At 73.1% G+C, this 14,935-nt stretch carries 16 protein-coding genes; 10 read left to right on the top strand and 6 right to left on the bottom strand.

The genetic code is table 11. From position 1 onward, the window contains the following. Window positions 1-34 precede the first annotated feature (34 nt). From RT282_RS06985 to RT282_RS06955, 7 genes are all read left to right on the top strand, one after another. Window positions 35-322: a hypothetical protein gene (locus tag RT282_RS06985; protein ID WP_313312867.1), complete on the top strand. Its 288-nt coding sequence runs from the start codon at window positions 35-37 to the stop codon at window positions 320-322. Further along, window positions 319-1,110: a pseudouridine synthase gene (locus RT282_RS06980; protein ID WP_313312866.1), complete on the top strand. Its 792-nt coding sequence runs from the start codon at window positions 319-321 to the stop codon at window positions 1,108-1,110. The genes RT282_RS06985 and RT282_RS06980 overlap by 4 nt, the downstream gene beginning before the upstream one ends. Window positions 1,111-1,317: 207 nt before the next feature. Continuing rightward, window positions 1,318-1,923: an MgtC/SapB family protein gene (locus RT282_RS06975; RefSeq protein WP_312303333.1), complete on the top strand. Its 606-nt coding sequence runs from the start codon at window positions 1,318-1,320 to the stop codon at window positions 1,921-1,923. After that, a complete protein-coding gene (locus tag RT282_RS06970; protein WP_313312865.1) occupies window positions 1,920-2,159 on the top strand; it encodes a hypothetical protein in 240 nt (79 codons plus the stop codon). The genes RT282_RS06975 and RT282_RS06970 overlap by 4 nt, the downstream gene beginning before the upstream one ends. A 29-nt stretch (window positions 2,160-2,188) precedes the next feature. Further along, window positions 2,189-3,802 (top strand): hypothetical protein, encoded by a 1,614-nt coding sequence (locus tag RT282_RS06965; protein ID WP_313312863.1) that lies wholly within the window; start codon window positions 2,189-2,191, stop codon window positions 3,800-3,802. A 72-nt stretch (window positions 3,803-3,874) separates the two neighbouring features. Further along, window positions 3,875-4,354, top strand: coding sequence for an OsmC family protein (locus RT282_RS06960; RefSeq protein WP_313312862.1), 480 nt, complete (start codon window positions 3,875-3,877; stop codon window positions 4,352-4,354). Between the two features lie 6 nt (window positions 4,355-4,360). Then, the gene (locus tag RT282_RS06955; RefSeq protein ID WP_313312861.1) at window positions 4,361-6,928 is read left to right on the top strand and encodes a DEAD/DEAH box helicase; all 2,568 of its coding nucleotides are present in this window, start codon (window positions 4,361-4,363) and stop codon (window positions 6,926-6,928) included. Between the two features lie 72 nt (window positions 6,929-7,000). On the opposite strand, the gene ylqF is transcribed toward RT282_RS06955, so the two are convergent. The 6 genes from ylqF to RT282_RS06925 form a co-directional block, all read right to left on the bottom strand. Next, window positions 7,001-7,945, bottom strand: coding sequence for a ribosome biogenesis GTPase YlqF (ylqF, locus tag RT282_RS06950; protein WP_313312860.1), 945 nt, complete (start codon window positions 7,943-7,945; stop codon window positions 7,001-7,003). A 67-nt stretch (window positions 7,946-8,012) separates the two neighbouring features. After that, window positions 8,013-8,918, bottom strand: coding sequence for an SDR family oxidoreductase (locus RT282_RS06945; RefSeq protein ID WP_313312859.1), 906 nt, complete (start codon window positions 8,916-8,918; stop codon window positions 8,013-8,015). After that, a complete protein-coding gene (locus RT282_RS06940) occupies window positions 8,915-9,403 on the bottom strand; it encodes a GNAT family N-acetyltransferase (protein WP_313312857.1) in 489 nt (162 codons plus the stop codon). The genes RT282_RS06945 and RT282_RS06940 overlap by 4 nt, the downstream gene beginning before the upstream one ends. After that, window positions 9,403-10,419, bottom strand: a complete 1,017-nt coding sequence (locus tag RT282_RS06935) for an NADP-dependent oxidoreductase (RefSeq protein ID WP_312303316.1) — start codon at window positions 10,417-10,419, stop codon at window positions 9,403-9,405. Before RT282_RS06935 ends, RT282_RS06940 begins: the two co-directional genes overlap by 1 nt. 102 nt (window positions 10,420-10,521) lie before the next feature. After that, entirely contained in the window at window positions 10,522-10,932 is a 411-nt protein-coding gene (locus RT282_RS06930) for a PaaI family thioesterase (RefSeq protein ID WP_313312855.1), read from the bottom strand. A 23-nt stretch (window positions 10,933-10,955) separates the two neighbouring features. Beyond that, entirely contained in the window at window positions 10,956-11,744 is a 789-nt protein-coding gene (locus RT282_RS06925; protein ID WP_313312853.1) for an SDR family oxidoreductase, read from the bottom strand. A gap of 248 nt (window positions 11,745-11,992) precedes the next feature. Between RT282_RS06925 and RT282_RS06920 the strand changes: the two genes are divergently transcribed. The 3 genes from RT282_RS06920 to RT282_RS06910 all read left to right on the top strand — a co-directional run bounded on the left by RT282_RS06920 (window position 11,993) and on the right by RT282_RS06910 (window position 14,928). Then, a complete protein-coding gene (locus tag RT282_RS06920) occupies window positions 11,993-13,108 on the top strand; it encodes an ABC transporter substrate-binding protein (RefSeq protein ID WP_312303309.1) in 1,116 nt (371 codons plus the stop codon). 151 nt (window positions 13,109-13,259) lie between these two features. Further along, window positions 13,260-13,730 carry a nucleoside deaminase gene (locus tag RT282_RS06915; protein ID WP_313312850.1) on the top strand — a complete coding sequence of 157 codons (471 nt, stop codon included), beginning with the start codon at window positions 13,260-13,262 and terminating at the stop codon, window positions 13,728-13,730. Beyond that, window positions 13,720-14,928 carry an MFS transporter gene (locus RT282_RS06910; protein WP_313312848.1) on the top strand — a complete coding sequence of 403 codons (1,209 nt, stop codon included), beginning with the start codon at window positions 13,720-13,722 and terminating at the stop codon, window positions 14,926-14,928. Before RT282_RS06915 ends, RT282_RS06910 begins: the two co-directional genes overlap by 11 nt. Window positions 14,929-14,935 lie beyond the last annotated feature (7 nt).

Raw genomic sequence — 14,935 nt, 5'->3', positions numbered from 1 at the left:
ACCATCGGCCACGGGGCTTGAGGGAGAAGACGCCATGGGAATCGACCAGATCGCCATCGCCCTGCTGGGCGCCTCCGCCGCCTGGCTGTCGCAGGCACGCGGGCTGCAGTCGCGCCGCTGGGCCTGCCTGTTCGGGCTGGCGGGCCAGCCATTTTGGTTCTATGCCTCCTGGCATGCCGAGCAGTGGGGCATCTTCGCCGTGTCCATCATCTACCTGGCAGCCTGGCTGCGCGGCCTGTGGCTGTACTGGCTGGCGCCGCGCGCCGAGCCGCAGGACTCAGGCCTGGGCACCATCCAGTTGGCACCGGAGCCCCGCGCTTGAGCCTGGCGCTGCTGTGGCGCGACGAGCACCTGGTCGCCGTCTACAAGCCAGCCGGCTGGCTGGTGCACCGCACCGGGCTGGATGCGGGCGAGACCCGCTTCGTGCTGCAAACCCTGCGCGACCAGCTGGGCCGGCACGTCTACCCCGTGCACCGGCTGGACAAGGGCACCTGCGGCGTGCTGGTCATGGCGCTCACTCCGCAGGCCGCCCGCACCCTGTCCGAGGCCTTCGCCGCCCAGGCCGTGCGCAAGCGCTACCTGGCCCTGGTGCGCGGCTGGGCGCCCGGGCAGGCGCAGGTCGACCACCCGCTGCGCCCGGACGACGCGCCGCCCGACGCGCCCGTGCAGCCCGCCCTCACCCATCTGCGCTGCCTGGCCCGGCTGGAGTTGCCCGAGGCCAGCGACCCGCGCTTTGCCGCCACCCGCGCCTCGCTGGTTTTGGCCGAGCCGGCCACCGGCCGGCGCCACCAGATCCGCCGCCACCTCAAGCACATCGCCCACCCCATCCTGGGCGACGCCACGCACGGCAAGGGGCCGCTGAACCGCTGGTGGGCAGCGCGCCTGGGCCTGCAGCGCCTGTGGCTGCACGCCTGGCAGCTGGAGCTGCCGCACCCGGCCGACGGGCGGCCGCTGGCGCTGCACAGCGGCCTGCGCTGGCCGCCCGCCGCTGCCGAAGCCGAAGCCGAAACGCCACCCCACGCTGACATACCGCCCTGCCTGCGCGACTGGCAGCAGCGGGTGTGGCCTCTGCCCTGGCAGCCGTTGGCGCCAGAGCATCAAAAAGCATAGCTGCTCGCGCTTGCTCAGCAAGGGCTGGAGGCGTTTTTCCTTGAAAACCGCCCGGCGCCAGCGAGCGTGCGCCGCGTCCTACCCGGACAACCGGCCTGCGCCGCTGGCGCGCCGCCCTGGCGTGGCGACACTGCGCCACATGCACCGCCGCCCCTTTCCGTACCCCCAGGGTTCCCCGTCTTTCCCGGCCCCGGCCGGCGCACGGCCATGAGCGGCTGGTGGGACGAAGCACTGGCCACTGCCAGCCACGAACTGGCCAGCACCACCGACCCGGAGCTGGTGACACGCGTCGTGCTGCGCCTGGGCATCGCCGCCGCGCTGGGCGGCCTGCTGGGCTGGGAGCGCGAGCGCGCCGGCAAGGCCGCCGGGCTGCGCACGCACATGCTGGTGTCCATGGGCGCGGCGCTGTTCGTGCTGGGCGCCGAACAGGCCGGCATCGACCCGGCCGACAACAGCCGGGTGATCCAGGGCGTGACGGCGGGCGTGGGTTTCCTGGGCGCCGGCACCATCCTCAAGCGCGAGGACCCGGACACCGTCAAGGGCCTGACCACCGCCGCCGGCATCTGGTTCACCGCCGCCATCGGCACCGCCGCCGGGCTGGGCCAGGAGGGCATGGCGCTGCTCAGCGGTCTGCTCGGCCTGGTCGTGCTATGGGCCATCCCGCTGGCGCACCAGACCCTGGCGCCCGACGCCGAACCCCACCCCGGCGCCCATGCCCTTGGCCGCGCCCAGACCAACGCCGCAGCGTCCGCCAGCGGCTCATCCGCGCGGCCGGGCGGGGCCGCTTCTTCCCCTTCTTCCTCAGACCCATGACCCAACACGACACCACCCCTAACCCCCGCCACGCCACCATCCAGGGCCATGTCACCTACCGCGAAGGCGACGGCATGCCCATCACCATCCGCAAGGGCCCTGTGGAGTTGCGGTACGCCGCCGACAGCGTCACGCTGAGCTGGCAGGAGAGCAACGGCGCCGCCGGCCTGGCCGCGCTGCCGCGCGACGAGTTCGAGCGCTACGTGCGCGAAGGCCTGATCGCCCTGAAAACCTGAAGCCGCGCGGCGCTACCATGCGCCGCAGCATGCCTGCCGCCGTTCCCGACCTCCTGCTGCCGCAAGACCCTGCGCTGTGCCCCGGCGGCGCCATGAGCGCCCCTCACCTGCGCCAGCTGCTGCACGCCGGTCTGCCAGAGCGGGGCCGGCACAAGGCCGCCGGCTGGTTCGGACAAACGGACTTTCTGCTCACGCGCAGCCACGTCGACGAAGACCAGGACAGCTACCGCGACGCGCTGTTCATCACGGTGTGGCGACAGTGGGACTTCTGGCTCGCCCTGCCCGAGGCACCGCCGCCGGCCACCCCGCTGGCACGCGCCTGGGCGCGCCTGCGCGGCCGGGAAGCGCCGGCCGCCGCGCCCGCCGATGACAGTCCGCTGGAATGCCGTTTCCGCCGCCCCGGCGGCTCCTGGCTGGCGCTGGATGACGCGGCCCCGTCCGAGGCGCGGCAGGCCTGCCTGGAGGGCTGGCAGGGCGTGCTGCGCTACTGGCGCCTGGCCGAAGGCCAGCGCCGCGCCGGCCGGCCGCTGCGCGCGCTGCTGCACGCCACGCTGACGCCCGAGCGGCTGGAGGCGCTCACGCTGCTGCCCGTGTTCGCCGGCCAGCCCCTGCAGGGCGGGGAGGGCCAGGCCTGGGCGCAGCGCATCCAGCCGCACCCGCGCGACCCCCGCGCCCTGCGGCTGGACTGGCGCACAGCCCCCGACGGCGAGGATGCCGACTGCCTGGCCAGCTACCAGATCGAGCCGGCCGAGCATGGCGGCACCGCCCACCCGCCCGGCCTGCGCCTGCGCTACCGCCAGCGCCCCGACGACGCCCTGCAGCCCCTGCCGGGCGACGCCGTGGAACACATGAACCGCCTGCTGCGCCTGTTCGCCGCCGCCGAGCTGCAGGACCCGCCCGAGTCGGCAGACGGCCCGCCCGCCCTGCCGCGCACGCCGCCCTTCGCCGCGCACGAGAGCGATGCCGAGGTCTTCGGCCCGGCCCTCATGGTCCTGTCGCACGACTGGCAGGCCGCCGGCCGCGCCCACGCCACCGTGGTGCGCCAGCTGTGGGCCGCGCAGCCTGAAGGCGGCCCGCCGCCCCTGGCCGACCCGCGCGGCTTGCATGCCGCCGCCGTGCTGCAGCTGGCGCGCGCCGTGCACGGCCAGGCGGACGCGGACCTGTCCCGGCGCTTTCACCACCGGTTCGCCTTCGCCTCCCGCGCCTATGCGGGCCGCGCCACGGGCCCGGCCGTGCGCGCTCTGCGCTGGCAGGACGACGGCACGCTGCTGGCCTGGACGCAGCGCTGCTGGCACATCAGCGCCGACGGCCTGCGCATCGCCCCGGCCAACGAGGCCCTGCCCGCGGACGCCGCCCCGCACGCCAGCGTCCACGGCACCGCCGTGCACGGCGACGCCCAGGGCAACCTGCGCGGCCTGGCCGGCAATGGCAGCGTGCTGTGGCAGCACCATGTGGGCGGCGGCGCCGTGCTGTGCCTGGCGGCCGGTCCCGGCGACAGCCTGGCCGTGGGCACGGCGGGCGGGGCGCTGGCGCTGCTGCGCCGTTCCAGCGGACCGGACCCGCACCAGTACGGCACCTCGCGCTACGCCGAGGCGCGGCGCATCCTGTTCTGGGCCGACGCCGACGCGCCGCTGGCCTGGTAGCTCATTTTTTGATAGCTTCCAGCGCTTGCCACACAAGGGCTGGAGGCCTTTTTCACTAGAAGGACACGCACCATGGCCACCTACCACGCCGAAACGCTTTGGGAGCGCAGCGCATCGCCCGCGGACTTTCTGAAAAACCGCTACAGCCGCCGCCACCTGCTGCGCTTTGACGGCGGCGCCGAGCTGCCCGGCTCCTCGTCCCCGCACGTGGTGCCCGCGCCGTGGTCGGACACCGCGGCGGTGGACCCGGAGGAGGCCTTCGTCGCCTCGCTGTCCAGCTGCCACATGTTGTGGTTCCTGGCCATCGCTGCGGGCCAAGGCTTTTGCGTGGACCGCTACCGCGACGCCGCCGAGGGCGTGATGGCGCACGACGCGCAGGGCCGCATGGCCATGAAGCGGGTCACGCTGCGGCCCGAGGTGCACTTTGGCGCCGACGCGCCCCCGCCCACGCCCGAGCAGCTGCACGCCATGCACCACCGGGCGCACGAGGAATGCTTCATCGCCAACTCGGTGAAGACCGAGGTGCGCTGCGAGCCGGTCGTGCCCCGCTGACCAGCCATGCCTGAGCCCGATGACGCCGTCCCTGGCCGCTTCCGCCCCCGCCTCAGCTTGATGACGCTGGGCCGGGGCGAGGGCCTGCTGGGCCTGGCGCCCCACGGCCGGCTGGGGCCGCGCGGCGCGGGCGTGACGCTGGCGCGCATCGACTGGACCTACCGCACGGGCAGCGGCGCGCAGTGGGAATGCGCCGCGCCCACCTCCGTGCTGGGCGCGCGGCCCGAGCCGATGCAGGCGCTGTACGACACCGGCGGCCCGGTGCTGCGCCTGGCGCGCGACCTGGCGGCCGAGGCCGACGCCATGGACCGCGTGTGGTCGCTGGGCCTGATCCCCGTGGACCCGCGCAAGCTGCAGTGGCGCCACCCCGACGCCGGCGCCACGCTGGGCCCCGTGTGGACGCTGGCGCAGGAGGCGCACTTCGGCGACTTCTGGGCCGAGCAGGTGCCGCGGCTGCGCGCCGCGGGCTGGGCCGTTGCCGTCCACCCCGGCTTCGCGCACCAGAGCGTGCCCGTGCAGCGCTGGAAGCTGGTGCTGTCGCCCGGCAGCGCCGAGCCCTCGCCGGCGCGCGAGGTCGACGGCCCGCTGCCGGCGCGCCAGCGCCCAGTGCAAAAGCTGCACCTGCCCGCGCGCGAGGGCGCCTGGCTGCTCAGCCTGGGCGTGGAGATCGACGGCGAGACGCTGGACCTGGCCCCCCTGCTGGCCGACCTGCTGCGCCGCGACGCGCGCTGGCTCGACGCCCGGCAGCTGGCCGCCATCGACGACGCGGCCGTCATCACGCTGCGCGCTCCGGGCGGGCGACGCATCGAGGCGCCGGCCGCGCCGCTCAAGGCCATCGTGGCCGCCATGGTGGATCTGCTCACCGACCCGGCCCGCAACCAGCGCCAGGACGGTGACCCGCTGCGCCTGGGCGCCTGGGAGGCGCGCCGCATCGAGGCCCTGCGCGCCGCACTCATCCAGGCCGGGCGCGTGGGCGAGCACAACGCCTGGCAGCTGCAGGGCGACGCCGGCCTGGCGCTGCTGGCCCAGCGCCTGCGCGCCATCGGCACGCCGCAGCCCGTGGCCGCGCCCCGGGGCCTGGCGGTGCGGCTGCGGCCCTACCAGCTCGAAGGCCTGGCCTGGCTGCAATACCTGCGCGCGCAGCAGCTGGGCGGCATCCTGGCCGACGACATGGGCCTGGGCAAGACGGCGCAGGCGCTGGCCCACGTGCTGCTCGAAAAGGAGGCCGCCCGTCTGGTGCAGCCGGCCCTGGTGGTGCTGCCCACCTCGCTGTTGTTCAACTGGCAGGCCGAGGCCGCGCGCATGGCGCCCGGCCTGCGCGTGCTGGCCCTGCACGGGCCGGGCCGGGCGCAGGCCCACGCACACATCGCCGCGCACGACCTGGTGCTGACCACCTACCCGCTGCTGAGGCGCGACGTGGAGGCACTGGCCGCCCGGCCCTGGCACCTGCTGATCCTGGACGAGGCGCAGATGGTGAAAAACGCCGGCAGCCGCGCCGCCCGCGCGCTGCGCCGGCTGAACGCGCGGCATCTGCTGTGCCTGACCGGCACGCCGCTGGAAAACCACCTGGGCGAGCTGTGGGCGCAGTTCGACTTTCTGATGCCGGGCTTTCTGGGCGACGCGCGCAGCTTCAACGCCCGCTGGCGCAAGCCCATCGAGGAGAACGGCGAAACCCTGCGCGCCCAGCTGCTGGCCCGGCGCGTGCGCCCCTTCATCCTGCGCCGGCGCAAGCAGGACGTGGCCGCCGAGCTGCCGCCGCGCACCGAGGTCCTCCAGCGCGTGCAGCTGCAGGGCCGCCAGCGCCAGCTGTACGAGGCCGTGCGCACGGCGGCCGACAAGGAGGTGCGCCGCGTGCTGGAGCGCCAGGGCTTCGCCGGCGCCCAGGTGGCGGTGCTGGACGCGCTGCTCAAGCTGCGCCAGGTGTGCTGCGACCCGCGCCTGCTCAAGGGCACCGCCGTGCACCCGGGCACCGAGCGCGCCAAGCTCGAATGGCTGGCGGGCGCCCTGCCGCCCCTGGTGGCCGAGGGCCGGCGGGTGCTGGTTTTCTCGCAGTTCGCCGCCCTGCTGGCGCTGGTGCAGGAGCAGCTGGACGCGCTGGCCCTGCCCTACCTCAGTCTGACGGGCCGCACGCCGCCGCGCGAGCGCGGCGCGGTGGTTGAGCGTTTCCAGACGCTGCAGGCGCCGGTGCTGCTGGTCAGCCTGAAGGCGGGCGGCACGGGCCTGAACCTGACCGCCGCCGACACCGTCATCCACCTCGACCCCTGGTGGAACCCGGCCGTGCAGGAGCAGGCCACGGCCCGCGCTCACCGCATCGGGCAGCACCTGCCGGTGTTCGTCTACCAGCTGGTGGTGCAAGGCAGCATCGAGGAGCGCATGCTGGAACTGCAGGCGCGCAAGGCGGCACTGGCCCAGGGCGTGCTGGGCCACGACGGCGCCGGCGCGGTCAAGTTCAGCGAGGCCGACCTGCACGCCCTGCTGGCACCGCTGGCCGAGCCGGCGGACAACCCGCTGCACATCCCCGGCGAGGACGCGCAGCGCTGGGGCGGCACCGGCCGGCGCCGCGGCACATCATGAGTGTTTTTGGCCTCCAGTCCTTGCTGGACAAGCGCTGGCAGCTACTGAAACAGTAGCAAAGGCGGCCGGCGCCTAGGTGTTGCGCGCCCGGCGCTCGTCGCGCTTCTTCTGCTCGGCCTTGCGCGCGGCGCGCTCCTTCTCACGCTCGTCGGCAGCGGCCTGCCAGGCGGCGTACTCCTGCGGCGTCTCCAGTGTCACGCGGCCGATGGCGCCGCTGCGCAGGTCGGTCAGCACGATCTCGGCGGCTTTTTGCAGGTTCAGCCGTCCGCCGCTCATCACGGCGCCGCGCTTGCGGGCGATGCGCTCGAGCAGCTCGTCGTCGTGCAGCGCGGCGATGGCGCCGGCCTCCAGCCCCAGCTTGTAGCGCGCGTCCAGCAGCGCGGCGTAGTGGTGCTTGAGGTAGCCCAGCAGCGCCATGGCCACCTCTTCCTCGTCATAGGCGTTGCGGCCCACGGCGCCGCTGGCGGCCAGGCGTTCGCCGCTCTCGACCACGGTGATGCGCGGCCACAGCATGCCGGGCGTGTCCCACAGGTAGAAGTCGTCGTCCAGCACGATGCGCTGCTCCTGGCGGGTGACGCCGGCCTCGTCGCCGGTCTTGGCCTCGCGCTTGGCCGACAGGGTGTTGATCAGGGTGGACTTGCCCACGTTGGGCACGCCCACGATCAGCACCCGCATGGGCCGCGCCATGCCGCGGCGCGTGGGCGCCAGCTGGCGGCAGCCGTCGATGAGCCGCCGCGCTGGCGCGGTGTCGGAGGCGTCCAGCGCGATGGCGCGCGTGTCCTTGCGGGCGTTGAACCAGTCCAGCCAGGCCGGCGTGCGCGCCGGGTCGGCCGCGTCCTGCTTGTTCAGCACCTTCAGCGTGGGCCGGTGGCCGGTCAGCTCGGCCAGCAGCGGATTGGCGCTGGAGGCGGGCAGGCGCGCGTCCAGCAGTTCGATCACCACATCGATGTCCTTGATGCGCTCGGCGATCGCCTTGCGCGTCAGGTTCATGTGACCGGGAAACCACTGGATGGACATGGGGCGAGCTTTCAATCAATCGATGACGGGCGAAGCCGCCAAGGATAAGCGCCCCGGGCCTGTCCTTTCAGCCGCCGCGCAGCGCCGCCCGCAGCTGCTCGCCCACCTGCGGGCGCTCGGCGAAGGGATCGGCCGGGTTGCGGGCGTGCACGATGTCCTCCATGCGGCTTTGTACGTTGCCCAGGGCCTGGGGGTGGCTGTAGATGTAGAACTGCCCGGCGGCCACGGCGTCGAAGACCTTCTGCGCCACCTCCTGCGCGCTGACCTTGCCGCTGGCCACCGCCTTGCCGATCATGGCGGCGTTGATGCGCTGGCTGGGCGTGAGCTGCTCGTCCGCCATGCCCTGGGGCCGGTTGCGCTCGCTCATCGTGATGCCGGTGGGCACGAAGTACGGGCACAGCACGCTGGCGCCCAATTGGTCCGTGACCAGCGAGAGGTCGTGGAACAGCGTCTCGCTCAAGGAGACGACGGCGTGCTTGCTGACGTTGTACACGCCCATGTTGGGCGGGTTCAGCAGGCCGGCCATGCTGGCGGTGTTGACGATGTGGCCGCGCCAGGCGGGGTCGCTCTTGGCGGCTGCCAGCATCATGGGGGTGAACAGGCGCACGCCGTGGATCACGCCCCACAGGTTCACGCCCAGCACCCATTGCCAGTCGGCCACGGTGTTTTCCCACACCAGCCCGCCCGAGCCCACGCCGGCGTTGTTGAAGACCAGGTGCGGCGCGCCGAAGCGCTCGTGCACGTCGCGCGCCAGCTGCTCCATCTGCGCCGCGTCGGACACGTCCACGCGCCGCGCCAGCACCTCGCAGCCGGCGGCGCGCACCTCGGCAGCGGCGGCGTCCAGCGCGTCCTGCTGCACGTCCACCAGCACCAGGCGCATGCCGCGCTGCGCGCCGATGCGCGCGCATTCCAGGCCGAAGCCCGAGCCCGCGCCGGTCAGCACCGCGGTCTTGCCTTGAAAGTCCTCGATCATTTTGTCTCCTGTCGTGTTATCGGGGCGCACAGCATGTCGACGTGGGGAATGCCGTCCTCCACGTACTGCGGCGAGACGGTCTGAAAGCCCAGCGCGCCGTAGAAGCCCTGCAGGTGCGCCTGGGCGCTGAGGCGGATGGCCTGCCCCGGCCACGCGGCCCGGCAGCGCGCCATGCCCTCGCGCATCAGGACCTGGCCCGCGCCCGCGCCGCGCGCCTCGGGCGCGATGACGACGCGGCCGATGGCGGGCTCGGCCCCATGCACGCCGGGGTCGACCACGCGCAGCGTGGCCCGCAGCGGCGCGCCGGGTGCGGCGCGGCCCAGCAGGTGCCAGGCGCGGGTGTCGGCCTCGTCCACGTCCTGGTAGGGGCAGCGCTGCTCCACCACGAACACCCGGCAGCGCAGCGCCAGCGCCTCGTGCAGCGCCCGCGCGGGCAGGTCGTCCAGGCGCGCCCAGGTCCAGTGCCAGGGTCCGGCGGTGGCCATCAGACCAGCTTGACGAGCTGCTTGCCGAAGTTCTTGCCCTTGAGCATGCCCAGGAAGGCCTCGGGCGCGGCGGCCAGGCCCTCGGCCACGGTCTCGCGCGGGCGCAGCTTGCCGGCGGCGACCAGGCCGCCCAGCTCCTTGAGCGCCTCGCCCCACACCTCCATGTGCTCGCTGACGATGAAGCCCTCCACGCGCATGCGGTTGATGAGGATGAGCGCCGGGTTTTGCAGCGGCAGCGGCTGGCCGTCGTAGCCGGCGATCATTCCGCACACGGCCACGCGGGCAAACGCGTTGGAGCGCAGCAGCACGGCGTCCAGGATGTGGCCGCCAACGTTCTCGAAGTAGCCGTCGATGCCGTTCGGGCAGGCGGCCTTCAGCGCGGCGGACATGGATTTCAGGTCCGGATGCTGGCGGTGGTCGATGCACGCGTCGAAACCCAGCTCCTCGGTGGCGTAGCGGCACTTGTCCGGGCCGCCGGCAATGCCCACCACGCGGCAGCCGCGCGCCTTGGCCAGGGCCACGAAGGCGCTGCCCACGGCGCCGGTGGCGGCGCTCACCACCAGGGTTTCGCCCGCCTTGGGGTTGATGATCTTCACCAGGCCGTACCAGGCCGTCACGCCGGGCATGCCCACGGCGCCCAGGTAGTACGACAGCGGCACGTGCGTGGTGTCCACCTTGCGCAGCGCGCCGGGCTGGCCGGCGTCGACCACGCTCCATTCCTGCCAGCCGCCCATGCCGACCACCTTGTCGCCGGGCGCAAAGCCGGGGTGGCGGCTCTCGGCCACCTCGCCCACGGTGCCGCCGATCATCACTTCGCCCAGCCCCTGGCTGGCAGCGTAGCTCTTGCTGTCGTTCATGCGCCCGCGCATGTACGGGTCCAGACTCAGGTAGTGGTGGCGCACCAGCACCTGGCCGTCCTGCAGCGGCGGCGTGTCGGTGGTGACGAGCTTGAAGTTGGCGGCCGTGGCCTCGCCCTGGGGGCGGCTGTCGAGCAGCATTTGCTGATTGCGTGGCATGGCGGTCCTTTCCCCTCGCAGAGGGTTGCTTGCTATGGTTTTGATAGCTTCCAGCGCTTGCCAGTCAAGCGCTGGAGCCCGATTTCATTGAAAACCCGGCGGTCAGTCCGTGGGGATGGGGGCGGCGGCATCCGGGCGGCGCAGGTAGCGGAAGGTGCCCGTGGCATGGCTGCACACCCGGCCCTCGGCGTCCTGCACCGTGCCTTCGACGAAGGCCATGGTGCGGGTGCGGTGCAGCAGCCGCCCGCGCGCCACCAGGGCGCCGCGTGCGGGCTGCATGAAGCTGGTCTTCATTTCGATGGTGACCACGCCCATGTCCGGCTGGAGGCTGCGCGCGGCCACAGCCATGGCCACGTCCAGCAGCGTCATGGAGGCGCCGCCATGCACCACGCCGAACGAGTTGAGATGCTGCGCGCGCGGCTCGTAGCGCAGCTCGGAGGCGCCGCCTTCCATGTGGTGCAGGGTGAAGCCCAGCTCCGTCACGAAGGGCACCTCGGGGCCGAAGTCCAGCACGTTCGCGGCTCCTGCTGCGCCTGTCAGCCGACCAGGGCGCTGACGCCGCCGTCCACCGCCATCCACTGGCCGGTGATGTGCTTGCCGGCATCGCTGGCGTACAGCAGCGTAATGCCCTTCAGGTCTTCGTCGTCGCCCAGACGGCGCAGCGGCGCGTGGCCGGCCATGCGCTCCTCGCCCATGGTCTCGATCAGCACGCTGGCCATCTTGGTCTTGAAGAAGCCCGGGCAGATGGCGTTCACGTTGATGCCATGCACGCCCCACTCGGCCGCCAGCGCGCGGGTGAAGTTCAGTACCGCGCCCTTGGAGGTGTTGTAGGCGATGGTCTTCATCTCGATGGGGTTGCCGCCCAGCCCGGCGATGGACGCCACGTTGATGATGCGCCCGCCCTTGCGCGGGATCATGTTGGCGCGGGCAATCGCCTGCGACAGCAGGAAGTAGCCGCGCACGTTCAGGTTCATGACCTTGTCCCAGGCGGCGGTGGGGTGTTCCTCGGCCGGCGCGCCCCAGCTGGCGCCGGCGTTGTTGATCAGGATGTCCACCTGTCCCAGCTGCTGGAGGGCTTCTGCGGCCAGGCGCTGGATGTCGTCCTCGCGCGCGCAGTCGGCGGCGATCCACTGCGCGTCGATGCCGGCGGCCTTCAGTTCGGCGGCGGCCTCCTCGAGGTCCTGGGCCTTGCGCGAGGTCAGCAGCACACGCGCGCCGGCTTCGCCCAGGGCATGCGCCATCTGCAGGCCCAGGCCGCGCGAGCCGCCGGTCACCAGGGCGGTCTTGCCCGAGAGGTCAAAGAGTTGTTGCACCGTGCGCGCCATGTGGTCTCCGATGGATGTTGTGACAGTGAAAGGCAAAGGGCCGCCTGCTGTCGCCCGGCCCTGCGGCGGCTATTGTGTATGGCGCCGCGCGCGCCGCGCTGTCGCGTGCGCGATTGCGCTGTACCTGCGCCCTCTGCGGCGCAGGCCAGGCGTGAATGCATGCAATTGCAACGTTGGTGACTACACTTGAGCACCTGCCTCCGCCCCCCCTGGATGGCCCTGACAACGCGCAAGGAGACACCAACCTGATGACCATTCGCCGACTGCTGGGCGCCGCCACCGCCGCCGCCATGCTTGCTGCCCTGCCCGCCGCCCAGGCCGAACTGCTGATCGGCCAGACGACCTCGGTGACTGGCCCGGTGGCCGCCAGCGTGGGAGAGACGCTGGTGGGTGTGCGGCTGTACCTGGATCACGTCAACGCCAAAGGCGGCGTGCATGGCGAACAGATCAGGCTGCTGACGCTGGACGACAAGTTCGAGCCCCCGCTGGCCGGCGAGAACGCGCGCCGCCTGATCGAGCAGGACAACGTGCTGGCCCTGTTCATGAGCCGCGCCACGCCGCACACCGAGGCCATCCTGCCCCACCTGGCCAAGCACAACGTCGCGCTGATCGCACCCTCCACGGGCGCCATGGTGTTCCACCAGCCACCCAACCCCCTGGTGTTCAACGTGCGCTCCAGCTACCAGGCCGAGACCGAAAAGGCCGTGGAGCACCTGCACACGCTGGGCGTGCAGCGCATCGCCGTGGTGCACGTGGACGACAGCTTCGGCGAGGACTGCCTGGCCGGCGCCCAGAAGGGCTTTGCCAAGACCGGGCTCAAGCCCGTGGCGGTGATCCCCGCCGACCGCGCCAAGCCGGACTTCGCGGCCATCGTGCCGCAGCTGGTCAAGGCCGACGCGCAGGCCGTCATCTGGATCGGCTCCAGCGTGGCGGTGAGCGGCGGCGTGAAGGCGCTGCGCAAGGAAGGCTCGTCCATGCAGGTCATCACCGTGTCCAACAATGCCTCGTCGGGCTTCACCAAGCAGCTGGGCGATGCGGTGCGCGGCGTGATCGTGACGCAGGTCTTTCCCAGCGAACGCGCCATGAGCTACGCCATCAACCGCGAGGCCGCCGCCCTGGCCAAGGCCGGCGGCGCCACGCTGTCGCCTTCGGTGATGGAGGGCTTTGCCTCGGCCAAGGTGCTGGTGGAGGGCCTGCGCCGCGCCGGCCCCAAGCCCACGCGCGAGAAAATCGTGGCTGCGCTGTCGGGCATGAGCCACTACGACCTGGGCGGGCTGGAAGTGGGCTACGGCCCGGGCGACCGCACCGGGCTGTCGTTCGTGGACCTGTCCATCATTGACGCCAGCGGGCAGTTCCGCCGCTAGCCGGGCGGGCCAGCGGGTTTCAAGCGAAAATGGCGGAAAACGCCCGTCCCGCAAGCGCTGGCAGCTACTGAAAACGTAGCACCGCGCAGCGCGCCGGGGCCCCCTGCCGCCGCAGCGCGCGCCGCGGCGGCGCCGCTTTCAGGAGAAACCCATGCCCACCGATACCGCCCTGCTGCGCCAGGCCGTGCAGCTGGCCCACGACAACCGCCAGCGCGGCGGACGGCCGTTTGGCGCGGTGCTGGCGCGCGATGGCGAGGTGATCGCCACCGGCGTCAACGAAATCGTGCACAGCCACGACCCCAGCACCCACGCCGAGATGCAGGCACTGCGCGCCGGCACGCGCGCCCTGTCCCGGCCCAGCCTGGCCGGCTGCACCATGTACGCCAGCGGCCACCCCTGCCCCATGTGCCTGGCGGCGCTGGTGATGGCCGGCGCCGAGCGGGTGGTCTACGCCTTCGGCAACGACGATGCCGCGCCCTACGGCCTGTCCAGCGAAGGCGCCTACCAGCGCCTGCGCCTGCCGCTGCAGCCACCCCCGCTGCCGATCGCGCGGCTGGACACCGGCGTCACTCCCGCGCAGCTGTACGGCGAGGCGCCCTGGCCCGCAGGCCGTGGCGCCTGAAGCGCCGCGCACGGCCGCCCTGCTGTGGCTGGCCACGGTGGTGCTGGTCACGCTGAACCTGCGCCCCTTCCTCACTGCCATCGGCCCGCTGGGACAGGCCATCCAGGCCGGCACGGGCATGGACCTGGCCGCGCTGTCCTGGCTCACGCTGCTGCCCATGGCGCTGATGGGCGCCGGCACCTGGGCCGCACCCGCCGCGCTGCGCCGCCTGGGCGCGCGCGCTTGCGTGGCTGGCGCGCTGGCCCTCATCGCCCTGGGCTGCCTGGCACGCCTGGGCGGGACCGACGCGGGCGTGCTGCTGGCCAGCTCGGCCCTGTGCGGCGCCGGCGTGGCCCTGGTGCAGGGCGTGCTGCCGGGGCTGATCAAGCGCCGCTCGCCGGGCGGCGTGGCGCAGATGATGGGCGTGTACTCCGCCTCGCTGATGGGCGGCGGGGCGCTGGGCGCGCAGCTGTCGCCCCTGGCGCTGCAGTGGGGCCTGGGCTGGCAGGCGGCGCTGGCCCTGTGGGCCGCGCCCGTGCTGCCGGCCCTGGCGCTGGCCTGGCACACGCTGCGTGCGCCGCCCGCGCCCCGGGCGCCCGCCGCCACGGCCCCGGCGCACGACGACACGGGCTGGCTGATGCGCCGCCCGCGCACCTGGCTGCTGATGCTCTGCTTCGGGCTGGTCAACGGCGGCTATGCCTCCATGGTGGCCTGGCTGGCGCCGCACTACCAGTCGCTGGGCTGGAGTGCCGCGCGCAGCGGCCTGCTGGTGGCCGTGCTGTCGGTGGCGCAGGCCGCGGCGGCGCTGTCGCTGCCGGCGCTGGCCGCGTCCCGGCCGGACCGCCGGGGCTGGCTGTGGTGCGCCCTGGCCTGCCAGGCCATCGGCTTCGCCCTGCTGGCCTGGTGGCCGCTGGCGGCGCCGCAGGCCACGGCCATCGTGCTGGGCGCGGGCCTGGGCGGCTGCTTCGCGCTGATCATGGTGGTGGCGCTGGACCACCTGCCCGACCCGGCGCAGGCCGGCGCGCTGAACGCGCTGATGCAGGGCGGCGGCTTCATCCTGGCGGCCCTGGCGCCCTGGGTGGTGGCCCGGCTGCACCAGGCCACGGGCGGCTTTGCCGCCGGCTGGCTGGCGCAGCTGGGCGCCGTGCTGGCGGCCTGCGTGCTCGCCGCGCGGCTGTCACCAGTGCATTACGCCCGGGTGATGCGCGCGCCGGCCTGAGCCAGTG

The sequence above is a fragment of the Pulveribacter sp. genome (assembly GCF_032079985.1).
Classification (GTDB): Bacteria; Pseudomonadota; Gammaproteobacteria; order Burkholderiales; family Burkholderiaceae_C; genus Melaminivora.
This window is presented reverse-complemented; position numbering and strand designations above follow the sequence as displayed.

Coding starts and splice junctions, on each gene's coding strand:
- RT282_RS06965 (WP_313312863.1), top strand. CDS start 2,189: ATGCCTGCCGCCGTTCCCGACCTCCTGCTGCCGCAAGACCCTGCGCTG.
- RT282_RS06960 (WP_313312862.1), top strand. CDS start 3,875: ATGGCCACCTACCACGCCGAAACGCTTTGGGAGCGCAGCGCATCGCCC.
- RT282_RS06975 (WP_312303333.1), top strand. CDS start 1,318: ATGAGCGGCTGGTGGGACGAAGCACTGGCCACTGCCAGCCACGAACTG.
- RT282_RS06945 (WP_313312859.1), bottom strand. CDS start 8,918: ATGATCGAGGACTTTCAAGGCAAGACCGCGGTGCTGACCGGCGCGGGC.
- RT282_RS06970 (WP_313312865.1), top strand. CDS start 1,920: ATGACCCAACACGACACCACCCCTAACCCCCGCCACGCCACCATCCAG.
- RT282_RS06940 (WP_313312857.1), bottom strand. CDS start 9,403: ATGGCCACCGCCGGACCCTGGCACTGGACCTGGGCGCGCCTGGACGAC.
- RT282_RS06920 (WP_312303309.1), top strand. CDS start 11,993: ATGACCATTCGCCGACTGCTGGGCGCCGCCACCGCCGCCGCCATGCTT.
- RT282_RS06985 (WP_313312867.1), top strand. CDS start 35: ATGGGAATCGACCAGATCGCCATCGCCCTGCTGGGCGCCTCCGCCGCC.
- RT282_RS06925 (WP_313312853.1), bottom strand. CDS start 11,744: ATGGCGCGCACGGTGCAACAACTCTTTGACCTCTCGGGCAAGACCGCC.
- RT282_RS06915 (WP_313312850.1), top strand. CDS start 13,260: ATGCCCACCGATACCGCCCTGCTGCGCCAGGCCGTGCAGCTGGCCCAC.
- RT282_RS06955 (WP_313312861.1), top strand. CDS start 4,361: ATGCCTGAGCCCGATGACGCCGTCCCTGGCCGCTTCCGCCCCCGCCTC.
- RT282_RS06935 (WP_312303316.1), bottom strand. CDS start 10,419: ATGCCACGCAATCAGCAAATGCTGCTCGACAGCCGCCCCCAGGGCGAG.
- ylqF (WP_313312860.1), bottom strand. CDS start 7,945: ATGTCCATCCAGTGGTTTCCCGGTCACATGAACCTGACGCGCAAGGCG.